10 protein-coding genes are annotated in these 18,416 nt (G+C 70.9%); all 10 read right to left on the bottom strand.

What is annotated here, in order from left to right:
• Positions 1 to 6: 6 nt before the first annotated feature.
• The 10 genes from OYT95_RS27635 to OYT95_RS27590 are packed head-to-tail and all read right to left on the bottom strand — an operon-like array spanning position 7 to position 18,416.
• Complete coding sequence (locus OYT95_RS27635; RefSeq protein WP_268789657.1) at positions 7 to 9,153, bottom strand: non-ribosomal peptide synthetase; 9,147 nt, start codon at positions 9,151 to 9,153, stop codon at positions 7 to 9.
• On the bottom strand, positions 9,140 to 10,711 hold the full coding sequence (locus tag OYT95_RS27630) for an amino acid adenylation domain-containing protein (protein WP_268789656.1): 1,572 nt from the start codon (positions 10,709 to 10,711) through the stop codon (positions 9,140 to 9,142). Before OYT95_RS27630 ends, OYT95_RS27635 begins: the two co-directional genes overlap by 14 nt.
• Positions 10,708 to 11,760 (bottom strand): HAD-IIIC family phosphatase, encoded by a 1,053-nt coding sequence (locus OYT95_RS27625; RefSeq protein WP_328286567.1) that lies wholly within the window; start codon positions 11,758 to 11,760, stop codon positions 10,708 to 10,710. The genes OYT95_RS27630 and OYT95_RS27625 overlap by 4 nt, the downstream gene beginning before the upstream one ends.
• Positions 11,757 to 12,767 (bottom strand): 3-oxoacyl-ACP synthase, encoded by a 1,011-nt coding sequence (locus OYT95_RS27620; RefSeq protein WP_268789654.1) that lies wholly within the window; start codon positions 12,765 to 12,767, stop codon positions 11,757 to 11,759. The genes OYT95_RS27625 and OYT95_RS27620 overlap by 4 nt, the downstream gene beginning before the upstream one ends.
• Positions 12,764 to 13,861 (bottom strand): acyl-CoA dehydrogenase family protein, encoded by a 1,098-nt coding sequence (locus tag OYT95_RS27615; RefSeq protein WP_268789653.1) that lies wholly within the window; start codon positions 13,859 to 13,861, stop codon positions 12,764 to 12,766. The genes OYT95_RS27620 and OYT95_RS27615 overlap by 4 nt, the downstream gene beginning before the upstream one ends.
• Positions 13,858 to 14,157 (bottom strand): acyl carrier protein, encoded by a 300-nt coding sequence (locus OYT95_RS27610; RefSeq protein WP_037230727.1) that lies wholly within the window; start codon positions 14,155 to 14,157, stop codon positions 13,858 to 13,860. Before OYT95_RS27610 ends, OYT95_RS27615 begins: the two co-directional genes overlap by 4 nt.
• Before the next feature lie 44 nt (positions 14,158 to 14,201).
• Positions 14,202 to 15,344 (bottom strand): LLM class flavin-dependent oxidoreductase, encoded by a 1,143-nt coding sequence (locus tag OYT95_RS27605; RefSeq protein WP_037230728.1) that lies wholly within the window; start codon positions 15,342 to 15,344, stop codon positions 14,202 to 14,204.
• A complete protein-coding gene (locus OYT95_RS27600) occupies positions 15,341 to 16,255 on the bottom strand; it encodes an LLM class flavin-dependent oxidoreductase (protein ID WP_268789652.1) in 915 nt (304 codons plus the stop codon). Before OYT95_RS27600 ends, OYT95_RS27605 begins: the two co-directional genes overlap by 4 nt.
• Before the next feature lie 2 nt (positions 16,256 to 16,257).
• A complete protein-coding gene (locus OYT95_RS27595) occupies positions 16,258 to 17,055 on the bottom strand; it encodes a DUF1684 domain-containing protein (protein ID WP_268789651.1) in 798 nt (265 codons plus the stop codon).
• Positions 17,052 to 18,416 (bottom strand): NtaA/DmoA family FMN-dependent monooxygenase, encoded by a 1,365-nt coding sequence (locus OYT95_RS27590; RefSeq protein ID WP_268789650.1) that lies wholly within the window; start codon positions 18,414 to 18,416, stop codon positions 17,052 to 17,054. The genes OYT95_RS27595 and OYT95_RS27590 overlap by 4 nt, the downstream gene beginning before the upstream one ends.

Genomic DNA, 18,416 nt, shown 5'->3' with positions numbered 1-18,416 from the left:
GGCTGCTCAGAACTCGTAGGTGGCGGGCGCGGGCGCCTCGCCCGTGTCGGTGGACTGCGAAATCGCCTCGGCCTGCGCCGCCACAGTGACGAGGTCGAACAGCTGGCCCACCCGCAGCGCTCCGGGCCACCGCTCGTCGAGACGACGCTGCAGTTCCACGACGCGATGCGAGTTGCCGCCGACGTCGAAGAACCCGTCTTCGGGACCGAAGTCGTCGTGCCCCAGCACCGCCGCCCAGTGCTCGGCGACCGACCGTTGCAGCGCGGTCCAGCGTTGCCGCGACTCGCCGGGCGCAGGCTCGGCCTCGGAGACGAGTGCGCGCAGCGCGTTCTCGTCCACCTCGCCGTCCGCCGTTCGCGGGACCGCACCGAGTGCGACGAACCGCGTCGGAACCGATCGGGCGTCGAGCCGCCCGGCGCTGAACGCCCGCAGGTCCTCCGCCATCGGTAGCACGGCTGCCGCGGCCGCCGGGACCCAGAAGGCGGTGACGCCGGCCGCGGTCGTGAGGACAACCGCCTCGCGGACCGCCGGGTGGCTCTCCACGACGTCCGTGACCGACCGCGCCGGAGACCCGGTGGCGCCGACGCTCAGCAGTTGTCCGGACCGGTTCCACCGCGCGAGCGTTCCCGTCCGGACCATCCGGGAGCCCGGGGCGCCGAACGGATTCGCCACGAACGTCGTGGCCGCCGCCCGCGCCGAGGTGTGGTGCTCCCGCGTATCGGCCACGTACACGGCGCCGGTCACGCCTTCGGGGATGAGCTGCAACCGGGGATCGAGCACGACGGTCTCGGCCGCGGCACTCCATTCGCGTATCCGGGTGCGCTCGTCCGGGGCCAGCACGTCGACGTCTCCGACGGCGACACCCGGATCCGCGACGAATGCCGCGAGGATCCTGGTGAAACGATCGGCCAGGGACTGCACGGTCGCCGCATCGAAGAGGTCGGTGGCGTAGGTGAATCCTGCCGTCATCCCTTCCGGTGTTCCGGAGTCGTCGTACTTCTCGCGCACCGTCAGCTGCAGGTCGAAGAGCGACACCTCGACGTCGGGTTCGAGGACTTCGGCCTCCAGGTGCGGGAGCGCGAGATCGGGGTGCTCGGTGTTCCGGAACTCGAGCAACACCTGGAACAGGGGTGAATGCGACTGGGACCGAGGCGGGTTCAGCGCCTCGACGACCCGCTCGAACGGCACGTCCGAGTGGGCGTAGGCCGCGAGGTCGGTCTCGCGGACCCGTGCGAGCAGCTCCTCGAAAGTCCCCGACACGCCGGTCCGCAGGACGAGCGTGTTGACGAACATCCCCACCACGTCGTCGAGGACGGCCTCGCCGCGGCCGGCGACCGGCGACCCGATCACCACGTCGCCGGTACCGCCCGAGCGGGCCAGCAACACGGCGAGGGCCGCGTGCACGACCATGAACACGGTGCACCGCCGGGTCCGCGCCAACGCCACCGCGTCCCGGTGCACGTCGGCTCCGATCGCGAACGTCACCCGGTCGCCGGACACAGAGCGCCGCGGCGGGCGGTCACGGTCCGTCGGCAACGCGGTCACGGCCGGCGCGTCGGAAAGGGTGGATCGCCAGTAGTCCAGTTGGCGCGACAGCAGGGAGTCCGCATCGTCCGCCGAGCCGAGGAGTTCCCGCTGCCACACGGTGTAGTCGGGGTATTGCACCGGCAGCGGCTCCCATCCCGGCGTGCAGCCCTCGGTCCGCGCGGTGTAGGCCGTCATCACGTCGCGGGCGAGCGGAACCATGGAGAACCCGTCGGCCGCGATGTGGTGCACCACCACGACGAGGACGTGCTCCCGGTCGCCGAGTGGGAACAGCCTGGCCCGCATCGGGACTTCGATGGCGACGTCGAAGCCCGCGGACACGAGTTCCGAGATCTGTTCGCGTACCGGATCGCCGGACGTCGACACGGTGAGCTGCGCGACGTGGCCCGCACCGACGATCACCTGAGTGGGTCCCGAATCGCCGTAGGGGTACCGGGTGCGGAGCGATTCGTGCCGCTCCACCACGTCGGCGAGCGCGGCGGTCAGTGCGTCGACGTCGAGGTCACCCGACAACCGGACGATCATCGCGACGTTGTACGCGGGCGAGGACGGGTCGAACTGATTGAGGAGCCACATCCGGTGCTGCGCCCACGACAGCGGCACCGGGTCGGGGCGCCGGGGCACCGCCACGGCGGGCCGGGCCTCGCCGCCCGCGGTCTCGCGCGCGATCCGCGCCGCGAGCGCCCGCACGGTCGGGGTCTCGAACACGTCCCGCACACCGACATCCGTGTCGAGCGCGGAGTTGATCCGCGCGACCACCTGCGTCGCGGTCAGCGAGTTGCCACCGGACGCGAAGAAGTCGTCGTCGGCACCGACGACACCGCCCCCGAGGACCTCGGCGAACACGTCGGCCACCGCGGACTCGAACGGTGTGCCGGGTGCACGGAAGATGCGGGGCGCGAATTCGGGGTCCGGCAGCGCGTGCCGGTCGACCTTGCCGTTGGCCCCCAGCGGCAGCCGGTCGAGGACCGTCACCGAGGCCGGCACCATGAAGGGTGCGAGCACGGATCCGGCGAACCGCAGCACCTCGGTGGTGTCGAGGTCCGCGCCGTCCTCCGCCGTGACGTATCCGGCGAGGACCGCCTCCGCAGCGGGCGTGCGGCGGACGACGACCACCGCCTGCGCGACACCGGGGCAGCGGGTGAGCGCCGCCTCCACCTCCCCCGGCTCGACCCGCTGGCCGCGCAACTTGACCTGGAAATCGTTGCGGCCCAGATATTCCAGCCGTCCTTCCTTCGTCCACCGCATCAGGTCGCCGGTGCGGTACATGCGGGAGCCGGGGTGGTCGAACGGGTTCGCCACGAACGAGGCGGCGGTCGCTCCTGCCCGCCGGTGGTAGCCGCGCGCCAGCCCCTCCCCCAGCACGTACAGCTCACCGACCACACCGACCGGCACCGGACGCAGCCACTCGTCGAGGACGAGTTCGCGGACACCGCGCATCGGGTGGCCGATCCGCACGGGGTCGCCGGGTGTCATCGGGTCGCCGATGTTCGACATCACCGTCGTCTCCGTCGGACCGTAACCGACGAGCAGGGTGCGCCCGGACGCCCAGCGAGCCAGCAACTCCGGCGGGCAGCGTTCGCCGCCGACGACGAGCGTGCGGAGCAGGCGCAGTCCTCGCGGGTCGATCGTGGCCAGGACCGCCGGGGTGGTGAACGCGTGCGTGATCCGCTCTGCCGCCAGCAGCTCCGTCAGGGCGGCGCCGCCGTACACCTGGGGCGCCGCGATCACCAGTCGCGCACCGGCGCCGAACGCCATCAGGTATTCGAGCATCGTCGCGTCGAACCCGGGTGACGCGAGATTCAGGACGCGCGAGGCGTTCGTCGTCGCGTACCGGGCGCGCTGATCGATCGTGAAGTTCTGCAACCCCGCATGGGGGATCACGACGCCCTTCGGTGCCCCCGTCGACCCGGACGTGTACATCAGATACGCCGGATGGCCCGGTCGCAGCGGCACGACCCGGTCGTCGTCGGCGATCGGACGGGACTCCCAACGCCGTGTCGGACCCGGGTAGTCCAGGAGCAGCCATTCCACGCCGTCCGGCATCCGGTCGCGCTGTTCGGCGACGGTGAGTCCCGCGACCGCCCCGCAGTCGGCGAGGATGTCGGCGATCCTCCCCGGCGGCAGACTCGGATCCACCGGCACGAACGACGCACCCGACTTCGCCACCGCCCACACCGACACCACCAGTTCCACGGACCGGACGAGCCCGATCGCCACGTGGTCCTCCGGTCCGATTCCGCGGCGGATCAACACCCAGGCCAGGCGGTTCGACCAGTCGTCGAGTTCGCGATACGACATCACCGCGTTGCCGTACGACAGCGCGACGGCGTGCGGGTCCCGGGCGGCCGCGGCGGAGAGGATCTCCGGCAGCAGCCGGGTCGTGCCGGTGGGCCGCCCGCGCACCGGGACGAGTGCCTCGCGTTCGCCGGGGGACAGCAGATCGAAGTGGGCCAGCGGAACGTCGGGGTCGGCGACCATCGCGTCGAGGAGCCGCACGTATCGTTCGGCGAACTTGCGGACGGTCGCGGTGTCGAAGATGTCGGTGGCATAGGTGAATCCCGCGCTGATCCCGGCGGGTTCCCCGTCCTCGCCGAATCGTTCGGCCAGGGTCAGCTGCAGGTCGAACGTGGAGACGGAGACACCGAGGTCGATTTCCTCCACATCCAGTTCCGGCAGGCTCGGGGTGGGCCGCACGACGTCCTGGAATTCGAACAGCACCTGGAACAACGGCGCGTGGGCCGTGGTGCGCGGCAGAGCGAGTGCCTCGACCACCCGCTCGAACGGCACCTCCGCATGCGCGAACGCCTCCAGATCGCGGTCCCGCACGGCGGCGAGCAGCGCGGCGAACGAGTCGGCGCCGTGCACGGGGGTGCGCAGTGCCAGGGTGTTGACGAACATCCCCACCAGGTCGTCGAGCACGGCCTCACCGCGGCCCGCCACCGCGGATCCGATCACCACGTCGGTGGTGCTTCCCAAGCGGGACACCAGTACCGCGAACACCGCGTGCGTCACCATGAACACGGTCGCATCGTGTTCTCGCGCAAGGGCTACCACCTTCCGGTGGAGGCGCTCCCCGATGTCGAACGACTCCCGCGCGCCGGCGAGCGACCGGTGTTCGGGACGTGCGCGATCCATCGGCAGGTCCGTCACGACCGGCGCATCGGCGAGCGCGGAACGCCAGTACCCGAGCTGGCGGGACATCAGGGAGCCGGGATCGTCCTCCGATCCGAGCAGTGCCCGCTGCCAGATGCTGTAATCGGCGTACTGCACCGGAAGCGGCACCCAGTCCGGCGCGTGTCCCCGCGCCCGGGCGGTGTACGCGGACGTGATGTCCCGGGCGAGCGGGCCCAGCGACAGCGCGTCCGCCGCGATGTGATGGACCACCAGGGCCAGGGCGTGATCGTGTGGTCCGGCCTCGAACAGGTGCGCCCGCAACGGAACCTGCGCGGTCACCTCGAAGCCCGCCGACAGCGCCGCCGCGAGCCGGTCCCGCAGGTCGCTCTCCCCCGACACCGTGACCGCGCGGAGACCGGGCACCGCGTCCGCCGCCGGGATCACCGACTGCACGGGCGTGTCGCCCCGCATGGGGAAGATCGTCCGCAACGCCTCGTGCCGGTCCACGACGTCGGTCAGCGCCTTGTGCAGCGCCGCGACGTCGAGGGGGCCGCGCAACCGGAAGGCCGCGGCGATGTTGTAGGCGGGCGACGTCGTGTCGAACTGGTCGAGGAACCACATCCGCGTCTGGGCAAGGGACACCGGCGCCGCCGCGGATCGGTCCGTCGCCACGAGCGGCGGCCGGTCGGCCGAGTCCGCCCGGCTCACCCGAGTCGCCAGCGACCGCACCGTCCGCGCCTCGAAGACGTCGCGCACTCCCACACCCGCACCGAGCACACCCTGGATCCGCGCCACGACCTTCGCCGCGATCAGCGAGTTGCCGCCGAGCGCGAAGAAGTCGTCGTCGACGCCGACCCCGGGCACGCCGAGCAGCGCGGCGAAAATGACCGTGAGCGACTCCTCGACGGGAGTGCCCGGTGCCACGAATTCGGCGCGAGAATCCGTGACGGGCGCCGGAAGTGCCGCCCGGTCCACCTTCCCGTTGACGGTCAGCGGCAGCCGCTCGAGGACCGTCACCGAGGCCGGGACCATGTACGACGGCAGCGCGCCTCCGGCGAATTCCAGCACGGCCTCCGGGTCGACGATCGCACCCGCCTCGGGCACCACGTACGCCGCGGGCGCCGGGCCCGTCACCGGATCCTCGTGCAGGGTCACCACTGCCTGCGCGACCCCGGCACACCGGCCCAGCACCCATTCCAGTTCGCCGAGTTCCACCCGGAACCCGCGGATCTCGACCTGGAAGTCGTCGCGTCCGAGGTAGTCGAGACCCCCGTCGCGTCGCCACCGCACGACGTCCCCGGTCCGGTACATCCGGGCACCCGACGCATCCGCGACGAAGCGGGACGCCGTGAGCCCGGCGCGGCCCAGGTAGCCGCGCGCGACCTGCGGTCCCGCCACGTACAGTTCGCCCGCCACACCGACCGGCACCGGATGCAGCCGCGCGTCCAGCACCGACACCCGGAATCCGGGAATCGGCCGCCCGACCCTGCTCGTCCACGCGGCCGCGGCGAGCCCGCGACCGAGCGGGAGGTGCGTGACGTGCACCGTCGTCTCGGTGATGCCGTACATGTTCACGAGCACGGGCGCACCCTCGTCGCGGCGGGAGTACCAGCGTTCGAGTTGCCCGAAGTCGAGCGCTTCGCCACCGAGCACGACGTACCGCAGCGGCGGTGTGCCCGCGCCGTCCTCCGCATCGGCGACGTCGATCAACTGCGAGAACGCCGTCGGGGTCTGGCTCAGCACCGTCACCCGCTCGCGGCGCAGCAGCGCGAGGAACGCGGCGGGCGACCGGGTGGTGTCGAAGTCGACGACGACGAGCGTCCCGCCGTGCAGAAGGGCGCCCCACAGCTCCCAGACCGAGAAGTCGAATGCCGGGGAGTGGAACATCGTCCACACGTCGGTGTCCCCGAACCGGAACAGATCCCGGGTGCTCGTGAAGAGCGAGACCACGTTGCGGTGTGACACCGCAACGCCTTTCGGCCGGCCCGTCGATCCCGACGTGTAGACGACGTAGGCCACCGAGTCCGGATCGATCGGTGTCCGTTCCGAATCGGTCAGCGGGTCGGCGGAGCCGCCGCCGAGATCCGGGTCCGTCGGATCGAGGAGCAGGACGGGGACGTCCGATGCCGGCAGCGCGGTCGCGGTGTCGCGGGTGGCCAGAATGCACATCGGGTGGGCGTCGTCGAGGACGAGCGCCGAGCGCTCACCGGGATGGTCCGCGTCGATGGGGAGGTACGCGGCCCCGGCCTTGACGACCGCCAGGAGCGCGACGACGAGCGCCGCCGACCGCGGCATCGCGACCGCGACCGACGACTCCGGACCCACCCCCAGCGAGAGCAGGCGCCGCGCAAGGCGGTTCGAGCGGGCATCGAGGTCGCCGTAACTCATGCGTTCGCCACCCGACACGACTGCCGCGGCGTCGGGCCTCCGCGCCGCCCGGGCGCCGAACAGCGCACCGAGTGTCGTCTCGTCGGCGGCATCCGCGGGCCGGGACGACCAGTCCCGCAGCAGGGCGCGTTCGGCCGGTTCGACCAGGTCGATGTCCCCGATCACGGCCGACGGATCCGCGGCGGCGGCCTCGGCGGTCCGCACGAACCGCCGAGCGATTCCCTCCACGGTGGCGGCGTCGAACAGGTCGGTCGCGTACGTGAATCGGGCCGTCGTGTCCGACACCGTCACCCGCAGATCGAGGTCGCCGAGTTCCCCGCCCTGTTCCGAGAATTCGAGTAGCACCTGGAAGAGCGGTGCGTGCGACCCGGACCGCAGCCGGTCGAGCGCGTCTGTGATTCGGAGGGCGGGCACACCGCGGTGTGCGAACGCCTCCGCGGCCGCGACCCGCACCGTGTCGACGTACTCGCCGAAGCGGTCCGAACCGCGCACGTGGGTCCGCACCACCACCGGGTCGGTGTCCGTCCGCCTGCCGATGACGACGTCGTCGGTCCGGGCCGATCGTGCCAGCACCAGCGCCAGCATCGCATGGATCACGGTGGCGGCGTCCGTGCGGTGTGCGGCCGCCCACGCTTCCAGGCTGCGCCGCAGATCCGGGTCGAGTGCGACGTCGACGGCGGCGCTGCGATGGGACGGCCGTGCGGGCCGCGGACGGTCGGTAGGCAGGTCCAGCACCGGGGGCGCGTCCGCCAGTGTGCGCGTCCAGAAGTCGAGCCAGGCCGTCTCCTCGTGGACGGTGCTGAGCGCGGTGTCCGCGTCGGCTGCGACGAAATCGCCCAGCAGTCCCAGGAATTGCCGGTGATGCGCGTCGACCTCGTCGGCGTCGTACCGGTTGGGGTTGGCCAGGAAGTGAACGAAGGTCCGGACCGGCGTGCCGCTCCGGTACACGTTGACGAGCAGGTCCTCGACCGGCCCGGACGTGACGATGTGGTATTCGCCGACGAGCGGCCCGAGAGCGAGTTCCTGGTGGAAGAGCATGACGTTGACCATCGGACCCGACAGTGTCTCCGCCGCACCGGCGCCCGCGTCGCGCCGGATGTCGCCGAGCCCGAAACGCTGGTGTCGCAGCGCGCCCATCAGATCGAGTTGCACCCGCTCCACCAGCTGCCCCACCGTGTCCTCGGGGCGGATCTGCACGGGAAGCGGCACGACACCGGCCACCATTCCGCCGGACCGTCGCAGGGTCGCGGTGGTGCGCGCCGACACCGGGACCTTCACGAGCACGTCCCGGCGTCCGGTCGTCCTCGACAGGTAGCAGGCGAACGCGGCGATGATCTTCGCGGTCCCGTGGGCGCCGGCGTCGCCGAGCGCACGCTCCGCCGAGTCCGGAAGGGGCGCGGTCACGTCGGTGCTCGTGGCAACCGCGGGCCCGGTCCGCCGGGCCAGGGTCGACCCGGGTGCGAGGCCGCCGACCCGTTCGGCCCAGAACTGCCGGTCCGCGGCGAAGCGGCTCGACGACCGGTACTGCTGGTCGGCGTCGTACAGATGCCGGGGGTCCACGGCCTCGTTGGGCGGCAGTTCCCGGTCGAGCACCTCAGCGGTGTAGCGGGACGCGATGCGGTTGAGCATCGTCATCGCACCGTAGCCGTCCAGGGCGACGTGGTGAATCTTGCTGTACCACAAGTAGTGCGCGTCGCCGACGCGAAGAACCGACGATTCGACGAGGCGGTCGCGAGTCGGATCCAGTGGGGTCTCGCAGTCGGCGCGGATCCATCGACGGGCGGCCTCCACCGGTTCGGCGTCCCCGCGGAAGTCCATCAGGCCGATCGACCGGTCCGCCGACGGATCGACCAGTTGGAACGGCTGACCGCCCCTGTCGATCAACCGGAGAAAGGGCGACCCGAATTCGTCGGCGGTCGCGACGGTGGCCTCGCGCAGCAGGTCGACGTCCAGGTCGCCGTGCACCTCGACGTACTGGGCGATGCACAACGGCACGTCGGGGGCCAGTTGCTGGGCCAGCCACGCCTCGTATTGGGCCGAAGACAGCGGGAACGGTGCGTCCGCGCGGCCTGCGGCCTCGGTATGGTGCTCACGCAACGCCACCACCTCCGCTGGGCAGCAGCCGGCGCAACGCCGCCTCGTCCACCTTGCTGCTCGGTGCGAGCGGAAGGGCACCGAGCGCGAGGAAGCGGTCGGGCACCGCCTGCGCGACGAGCCGCTCGGCGCAGTGCGCGATCAGGTCGCGCGGTGTGGGCAGTACGGTCGCCGCGGCCGCGGGCACCCAGAACGCGGTCAATACCGTCTCCCCGTGTTCGTCGGCGGTCGCGAGAACCACGGCCTGGTGTATCGCGGGATGACTCTCCAGGACCGCCTCCACCGCGTGTCTCTCGACCCGGGCGCCGCGCACTTTCACCTGTCCGTCGAACCGGCCGCGGAATTCGATGTCGCCGTGCGGATCGACGCGCGCGAGGTCACCCGTGTGATACATCCGGGCACCCGGCCGCGCCGCGAAGGGGTCGGCGACGAAGCGGGCCGCGGTGGCGGCCGGGCGGGACGCGTACCCCTCGGAAATCTGCGGACCGCCGATGTACAGGTCCCCGACCGCTCCGTACGGCACCTCGACCAGTTTCGCGTCGAGGACGTACGCCGTGCTCGCCCCCAGTGGTCTGCCGATCGGCGCGATCGAGGCGGGCACGTCGCGCACCGGATGAGCCAGACAGCTGACGGTCGTCTCGGTCGGACCGTACTCGTTGCTCAGCGGGACCCCGGACAGCACCGCTCGATGCTGTTCGACGAGCGTGCCCGGAAGGGCTTCTCCCGCAAGCGTCACCAACCGCAGACGTTCGCGCAGCGGGGTGAGATGCGGCAGCAGCAGCCGGTAGAAGGAGGGGGTCGCGACCAGGTGGGTGGTCCGCCACGTCCGGGCGAGCGCGGCGACGGCCTCGGCGTCCATCAGTTCGCGGGCGTCCGGGAGCACACTGGTGCCGCCGGTGCACAACGCCCACAGGGTTTTCAGCAGGGAGCCGTCCCACGTGAGGCGGAACGCGGAGAACGTGACGAGGTCGCCGTCGTCGAAGTCGTAGTTGCGACCGTCGACCATGCTCGCGAGGTTGGCGCGGCTCGCGACGACGGCCTTGGGGACGCCGGTCGACCCGGACGTGGTGATCACGTAGGCGGCGGCGCCCGCGGGCACGTCCTCGGGAAGATCGGCCCGTTCGGCGACGGGCGGGTGGTCGGCGTCCCGGTCGTGCAGTGCGGGAACACGTCCGCCCGCACTCCGGGCGAGTTCCCGGACCGACTCCGGCGACGTCTTCGGATCCGCGGACCCGAAGACGATGGCACCGCAGTCGATGTCGCCGAGGAGCGCGCGGAGTTGACCCACCGGATGGCCGGGCTCGATGACGCACCACGCCGCACCCAGCCGCAGCGCGGCGATCATCCCCACCACCGTCTCGACGCTCTGCCGCTGGTGGATCAGCACCACCCGGCCCGGCCGCACGCCCAGGGCGGCGAGTTGCCGCGCCAGTGCCTCGCTCACCGAATCGAGTTCGCGATACGTCAGCGTCCGGTCGCCCACCACGATCGCGATCCGGTCGGGAACCCGCGCGCACTGGCGGAGGATCCCGGACATCACCCCACCGTTCGCGACCACGTCCGTCATGGCGCCACGTCTCCCGAGAGGACCGCGACGTGATCGGCGTTCGGTGCGCCGGCGCTGCGAACGTCATTGCACAGCAGCAGCATCCGATCGGGGGTTGGGTCGACCACGTCGAAGCCCGCGAATCGCAGGGTCACCAGCATCACCCGGTTGACGTCCGTCGGCACGAACTCGGCGAGCGCCCGCCTGCCATGGGTGCGTGCCCGCTCGACGACGTGCCGGATCAGCGCGGTCCCGACCCCGCGGGACATCACCCGGCACGACATCAGCAGCAGTTGCAGGACGGAATCGTCGCCGCGGATCTCCGAGACCGCGAGACCGATCGTGCCGTACCCGCCGAATCGGTCGCCGAGCGACGCGACGAGCACCTCGTGGTCGTCCGAGGCGCACAGCCGGCGCAGTTCGTCGATGCCGAAAGTCCGGCCCGTCGTGTTGAGTTGATGAGACCGCACGGTCAGTTCGTGGGCGCGTTCGAGGTCGTCCTCGGTCGCCCGGCGGACCGTCATGACCAGTTCGAGCGAGGCCAGGAATTCGGAGTTGGACCCGCGGAATTCCTGTTCGCTCACCTGACGGATCCGTTCGGCGCGGTACAGCGACCTCCGCTGCCTCGCCTCCTCGGTGACGGCGGGCGGCGTCAACTCGGGAAGGTCGGGGAACGACGCGATCTGCTCGGCCGGATAGCAACGCACCGGGGGAAGCGCCTCGGACACCTCGGCCCGCTCGACGGGATCGTTGTCGACGAACGCGATGGTGTCCAGACCCAGATTCAGTGTCTCCGCGATGCGGCGCACGGCCTCCGACTTCGGGCCCCAGCCGACGTCGACGGCGCAGAACAGTTCCTCGATGCCGTGCATGCGCAGGTGCGCGGCTGCGGGTTCGTATTCGCCGCGGCTCGCCACGGCGTGCAGGATGCCGCGGCGGTCGAGCACGTCCAGGGCGCGGAGGGCGTCCGCTTTCGGCACCGGGGCATCCTGTTCGAGGACGACGCCGTCCCAGATGGTGTCGTCGAGATCCCAGACCATGCACTTGACCGTCTGCGCCATCGCGATCACTTCCCGTGCCCGGGTCGATCCGGCAGGCGCCGGAGCAGTGCGCTGCTCCACGCCGCGACCGGGCTGCTGTTCATGATCACGCAGTAGTCGCCGGGCGCCTGTGCGGACGCCGCGCGCTCGAGGTTCGCCGCGACGTCGACCGATCCGAGGTGGCCGAATCGGGCCAGGTTGTCGCGGCAGACGGGATCGATGGTGACATCGAGCGCCTCCTGCCAGAACGCGAACGCACCGAGCGACAGGTTCTGCATCAGGAATACGCCGATCGCGTCCTGCTGCAGCCCGTTCCGGGCCAGCAGGTCCGCGTTGATCTCCGTGAACCTCTTCCGGCTCTCGACCGCGAGGCGGAACGAGTACGTGGGTTCGTCGGCGCATTCCTCGACCCAGTCGGCTTCGCGGACGTCGCGGTAGTCGATGTGGAACAGGTCGGCGTACTTTCCGTCGCTGCGGATCATCTGGTCGACGAGTTCGTAACGCCCGGTCCCCGACGTCGTCAGCAGGACCGCGGCGGCGCCGTCGCCCAGGAGAGTCATCGGCGACCGGTACCGTGACCGGGTCGGTGTCTTCGCCGCCGCGACGACGAGGACGTTCTGGCAACGGGGGTCGCCGCGGAGCAACGCCGACGCGAGCGCGAACGCCGCCGAGACGGACACGCACCCGAGGTCCCCCACACTTGTGGTGAACGCCTGGGTCGCGCCGAGCCGGTGCTGCAGCCGGGTCGCCTCGGATGCGAGCAGATACTGCGGAACCCGGCCCTGGACGAGCAGCAGCGCATCGAGCTGGGTGGCGTCGAGGCCCGCCGTCCGGAGCGCCTCGTCGGCCGCGGCGTGCGCCAGATCCACCTCGGAGAGCCCGATTCCGATCCGCACCGTGTCGATGCCCAGAGACAAGGCGTGCTCGCGCTGAGCGATCGGCAGTTCGTCGAGCTCGGGCAGGCCTGCCACGGTCACCTCGTCGTCCGGGAACCAGAGCGCGACCGAATCGATCGTGACCGGTCTGTCAGCGGTCATCGCGCACCTCCCCCCAGCACGTACTCACCGATCTGGAGTTCGGCGACCTCCGTCGCGCCCTCGATGATCTGCATGACCTTGGCGTCGCGGAAGAAGCGACCCACCCTGCTGCCGGGGGCGCATCCCGCGGCCCCGAGCACCTGGACCGCCTGCTGGCTCACCGACGCGGCGACCCGGGCCGCGGCGTACTTCGCGGCGATCGTCGTGAACAGCGCGCTCGGCTCGTGGGCATCGCGTTGTTCGGCGGCCCGTTCGCACAGCGCGCGGGCGCCGGCGGCATCGACCCAGCTGCGACCGACGATCGCGCGGACCGAGTCGTGCTCGGACAGCACGGCGCTGCCCTGCACCCGGGTGGAGGCGTGCGCGACGGCGTCGGCGATACACCCGCGCGCCATCCCGGCGCACCCCCAGGCGATGGTGTACCGGCCGTGGTCCAGGGCGGTGCCGACGACGTGGGACAGTCCGAATCCGGGCGGTGCGATCAGGTGGTCCGCGGGGACGACGACGCCGTCCAACGCGATGTGTGCGATCCGGGCGCCGCGCATACCCAGCTGTCCGTGGACCGGTTCGACGGACACTCCGGGTGAGTCCGTTTCGACCAGCGCGGTCGTCAGCCCGGCCTGCGACCGGCCGAGGACGAGCAGTACGTCCGCGACCTCGCCGAACGTGACCCACAGTTTCCGTCCGGAGATCCGGTGATCCGAGCCGTGCTCGTCGAAACTGGTAGTCACAGAGGAGAGGTCGCTGCCGGCGCCGGATTCGGTGGCGGCGAATCCGGCGAGGAGTTCGCCGGTCGCCAGGGCCGGCACCCACTGTGCCCGCTGTTCGGCGGTGCCCCACCGATCGAGGGCGGCGTTCACCATCCCCTGCACGGTCAGCAGCGAGCGCAACGACGTGCAGACCGCCCCGAGTCTTTCTGCGACCGAGCCGAGTTCGGCCGCGTTCAGGCCGAGTCCCCGGCAGTCCGTCGTCCGGTCCAGCCCGAGGACTCCCGCCCGCGCGGCGGCCTCGATGACGTCGACCGGCAGTCCGGTCTCGTCCCAGCTGCCGGCGTCGGTCTCGGCGGAGGCGACAAGTGTGTCGATTCCGATCACGGCGACGCCCCGTCCGTCGCACGAAGCTGCTCGCCCCGCTTTCTCCGAATGAAGCCCGCCACCCGCGTTGCGGTACGGAAGTTGTCGAGATCGAGATCCTCCACCTCGACCACGACGTCGTGGGAGCCCTCGATGTACGTGACGATCTCCAGGGCCCGCAACGAACTCACCAATCCCAGGGTGAAGTAGTCGTCGTCGGGACCGAGTTCCGTCGACGTGATCGAGCTCAGGTACTTCCGTAACTGCTCGACCAGCTCGTCATGGGACCCGGGCACAGGGGCATTTGCTGTGTCCATGCGCCTGGGATTCCCATTTGGACCAGCGTTCAATCATCGTGCTCTCAGGCGGCCAGCAGACCCGGCAGTCCCCACTCCGCCGCGAGCAGCTCGTAGGAGCGCAACCGGTCGCCGTGATCGTGGGTGACGCTGGTGATCACCAGTTCGTCGGCGTCGGTGAGCCTTCGCAGACTGTCGAGTCGGTCCGCGACGGTGGCTGGTGCCCCCACGAACTGGGTGATCAGCCGGTCCTCGACCGCCGCGCGTTCCGTCTCGCCGATCGGTGCCGTGTGCGCCGGGTCGGGATACGGGATCGCACCGTGCCCGCTGCGGATGCTGTGCGTCCAGTGTGCGAACGTCGACGCCAGTTCCTTCGCGGTCGCGTCGTCCTCCGCCACGACCGCGTCGGCGGAGACGACGACGTACGGCTTCTGCAGGTTCGACGACGGGCGGAACGCGGCGCGGTAGGCCTCGACCGCCTCGAGGGTCGTCGACGGGCTCACGTGGTAGTTCGCCCCGAAGGGCAACCCCAGCCGGCCGGCCAGTTCGGCGCTGGGCCCCGCGCTGCTGCCGAATACCCACACCTCGACGTCGGCGCCTTCGCCGGGGCTGGCGTGGAGCTCGATCCCGTCCGGGGTGCGGTACGTGCCGCCGAGCAGTGCCAGGATGTCGTCGACCTGCTGGTCGAATGCGGGCGACAGCGCGCCCGGTTGCTGGAGTACCGACTGGGCCGCCGAGAGCCGCGGAGACAGCAGGAGCCCGGACGGATCGAACGGTGCCGGGATCACGACGCCGTCGCGGATCTCCGTCTCCCGGCGGGGCGGGGCCGGCTGGTTGTTGCGCTCCGCAACGGCTTTCAGCGCCTCGGCCCGCCGCTGACCCGACCTCCCGAGCCCGAGGTCCAGGCGACCCGGATACAGCGCGTCGACGGTGCCGAACGCCTCGACCACGGCCGCTGCGGTGGTGTGGCCCAACTGCACCGCGGCGGCGCCGACCCGGAGCGTGCTGGTCGCCGCGGCCAGGATCCCGACGAGCACGGCCGGCGACGAACTGGCGACGCCCACGAAGTGGTGTTCGGCAACCCAGTACCGCTTGTATCCCCACGCTTCGGCGTGCCGGGCCAGGTCGACGGTGTTCCGCAGCGCGGTGCGGGCGGTGGCGCCCTCGCTGACGGGCGACAGATCGAGGACGGACAACGGAGTGGTCATGAGGGCACCTTCTGGAGAGAGCGGGGATTGACAGCGCGATGGCTGCGCGGGGCACCGAGTCCGAGGTGCTGCCGCAGCGTGGCGGTGGTGTATTCGGTGCGCAGAACGCCGCGGTCCCGGAGCAACGGCACCACTGTGTCGACGAACAGGTCGAGTTCGCCCGGGGTGAGGTGGGAGGGCAGGACGAACCCGTCCGCTGCGTCCTCCCGGACCCACCGGACGATCCGGTCCGCGACGGACGTGGCGGTGCCTGCGAACGTCGCGGCGGAGAGAACCTTCACCGCACCGGCGGGCCTGCCGGCTTCGACCGTGCGGCGCGCGAGGTCGTCGTAGAACGCGCGACCGGCCTCGAACGTGCCGAGCGGCGCGATGATCACGTCGCCGTGCCGGGCGGCGAGATCCCGGGCCTGCGGGCCGTCGCCCGACACGATCACCACCGGTTGCGCCTGCGGGCTCCGCGGGACGGTGAAGCGTCCCCCGATGTCGAAGTGCCTGCCCCGGTGGTAGAACGCCCCGGCGGTGGGGTCCGAGACGAATCGTCCCGCGCCGCGGTCGACCGTCACGACCCCCTCGGCCCAGGAATCCCACAGCGTGCGGGCGGTGTCGACGAACTCCGCGGCCCGCTCGTCGCCGGGAGCCGGTGTGTTCCACGCCGCACGGCCGCCCGACAGGTGATCGAGTGAGGCCAGCCGGCGGGCCACGTCGTACGGTTCGGCGGAGGTCGTGTCCAGCGTCGCCGCGAGCCCGACCGCGTCGGTGAACCCGGCCAGCGCGTTCGCCGCGGTGACGCCGTCGGCGAGGAAGAAGTCGAATCTCCCCCGCTCCGCGGTGCGGGCGGCATGCGCGAGGACGGCGAAGTCCGTCCGGCCCGCGGGTGCCGCCGCCCCGAGCACGACCTGCTTCTCGGCCATGCCTACCGCGGGTTCTTCTCGCCGGCCTCGACCGCGAGCGTCAGCCGGTTCTCGGCGGGCGCGACCGGGCAGGTGGCGTAGTCGGTGAATGCGCACGGCAGGTTGGCCGCCCGGTTGAAATCGAGGACCACCCGGCCGTCGGCGGCGGGGGCGACCACGGCCAGTGACCGCGCCGCGGGGTACGTGCTGACCCCGCTGGTGGCATCGGTGAACAAAACGTGCAGGCCACCGTCCTTGCCGGCGAACGCGACGAGTTCGTGTGCGGCGCCGTCGTAGTCGAATGCCAGCGTCCCCAGCGCCGTGTGGTGGTGCTCGAGTCCCTCGACGACCGCACCCGTCGTCACGACGCGAGACTGCGGGAACGGGGTGAACGTTCCCGGCACGGCCCACTGCCGCGCAGGCAGGAACGTCGGGATTCCGGTGAACGCGGCGAGGGTGCCTGCCTCGGGGTCGTGGATCCGCAGGGCGACGTCACCGGTTCTGCGGATCACCTCGATGTTGCGGCTCCCGTGCCGGACGAGCAGACCGGGTGCACCCTCCAGAGGTGCGAGGGTCTCCGTGCCGTCGACCGCTTCGCCGTCGACCTCGAGACCCGCGTCGGCGGTGGCCGTGATCACCACCCCGTCCGCATCGGCCCGCCACTTCCCGGGCAGGTCGGGGAACGTCGTGTCCGTCTCGACGAGCCAGTGCAGGGCCGTGAGACTCAGCCATCCCAGCGGGTCGCGGAACGACTCCTCCCGCGCCGAATGCCAGTCCTGCCAGCCCTGCTCGAATGTCGCGCCTGCGGTGACTGCGGTCATGATGCCCGAACTCCTTCTGTCTGGTGATGCGGATGGCGCAGTCCGAGATGGCTGCGCAGGGTCGTCCCCGAGTACTCGGAGCGGAAACTGCCGCGGTTCTGCAACTCCGGGACCACCGTCTCGACGAACTCGTCGAGCCCGGCCGGAGTGAGGTGCGGTACCAGGATGAAGCCGTCGCACGCGTCCGCCTGCACGTAGCGGTCGATCTCCTCGGCCACCTGCGCGGCGGTGCCGACGAACTGCTGGCGGGTGGTGACCGCGATGATCAGTTCACGGATGCTGAGCTTCTCGGCTTCCGCCTTCGCCCGCCACGCGGCGGCGATCTCGCGTGGGTCCTTCGCGTGCCGGACCCGGCCGCGGGTGATGTTCGTGTCGTCGGCCGGTTCGACGTCCGGTAGCGGACCGTCCGGGTCGTACGCGGAAAGGTCACGGCCCCACACCTGTTCGAGAAACGCGATCGCCGTCTGTGGGCCCACCTGCTGGTGCCGGATGTGATCGGCGCGCTCGGCCGCGTCCGCCGCGGAGTCGCCCAGCACGAAGGTCGCCGCGGGCAGCACCTTGAGGTCGCCGTGGCCGCGCCCGTACTTCGCCAGCCTGCCCTTGACGTCCGTATAGAACTTCTGACCGTCCTCGAGCGATCCGTGAATGGTGAAGATCGCATCCGCTTGGGCGGCGCCGAATTCGCGGCCCTCATCGGAGTCACCGGCCTGCAGCAGCACCGGATGCCCCTGCGGGCTCCGGGGAATCGTGAACCGTCCCCGGATGTCGAACTGGGAGCCGGAGTGGGTGACGTCGCGAATCGCGTTGTCCGCGGCGAACACTCCCCGGGCGCGGTCGATCTGCAGCGCATCCTGATCCCAGCTGTCCCAGAACTTGCGGGCGCCCTCGATCAGTTCGCCTGCGCGGACGTACCGGTCGGCCTTGTCGAGGTATCCCCCGCGCCGGAAATTCTCCCCCGTGAACGCGTCCGAGGACGTCACCATGTTCCACGCGGCGCGGCCGTCGGACAGGTGGTCGAGCGAGGCGAATTGCCGTGCCAGCTCGTACGGTTCGTTGAACGTGGTGTTGATCGTCCCCGCCAGGCCCAGATGTGCGGTGACTCCGGCGAGCGCGCCGAGCACCGTCAACGTGTCGGGCCGGCCCACCACGTCGAGGTCGTGGATCTGTCCTCGGTGCTCACGCAGGCGCAGGCCCTCGGCGAGGAAGAAGAAGTCGAACAACCCGCGTTCGGCGGTCTCCGCGAGGTGCACGAACGAGTCGAAGTCGATCTGACTCTTCGACTCGGGGTCGCTCCACACGGTGGTGTTGTTGACGCCGGGAAAGTGCGCGGCGAGATGAATCTGCTTGCGCTGGTTGCTCAT

The organism is Rhodococcus sp. JS3073, from assembly GCF_026810085.1.
GTDB lineage: Bacteria > Actinomycetota > Actinomycetes > Mycobacteriales > Mycobacteriaceae > Rhodococcus_F > Rhodococcus_F wratislaviensis.
The sequence above is the reverse complement of the archived record's forward strand: the minus strand, read 5'-3'. Positions and strand labels throughout refer to the sequence as shown.

Excerpts from the sequence above, each read along its gene's own strand:
- OYT95_RS27630 (WP_268789656.1), bottom strand. The coding sequence starts at position 10,711 with ATGACGGACGTGGTCGCGAACGGTGGGGTGATGTCCGGGATCCTCCGC.
- OYT95_RS27620 (WP_268789654.1), bottom strand. The coding sequence starts at position 12,767 with ATGACCGCTGACAGACCGGTCACGATCGATTCGGTCGCGCTCTGGTTC.
- OYT95_RS27610 (WP_037230727.1), bottom strand. The coding sequence starts at position 14,157 with ATGGACACAGCAAATGCCCCTGTGCCCGGGTCCCATGACGAGCTGGTC.
- OYT95_RS27605 (WP_037230728.1), bottom strand. The coding sequence starts at position 15,344 with ATGACCACTCCGTTGTCCGTCCTCGATCTGTCGCCCGTCAGCGAGGGC.
- OYT95_RS27600 (WP_268789652.1), bottom strand. The coding sequence starts at position 16,255 with ATGGCCGAGAAGCAGGTCGTGCTCGGGGCGGCGGCACCCGCGGGCCGG.
- OYT95_RS27595 (WP_268789651.1), bottom strand. The coding sequence starts at position 17,055 with ATGACCGCAGTCACCGCAGGCGCGACATTCGAGCAGGGCTGGCAGGAC.
- OYT95_RS27590 (WP_268789650.1), bottom strand. The coding sequence starts at position 18,416 with ATGAGCAACCAGCGCAAGCAGATTCATCTCGCCGCGCACTTTCCCGGC.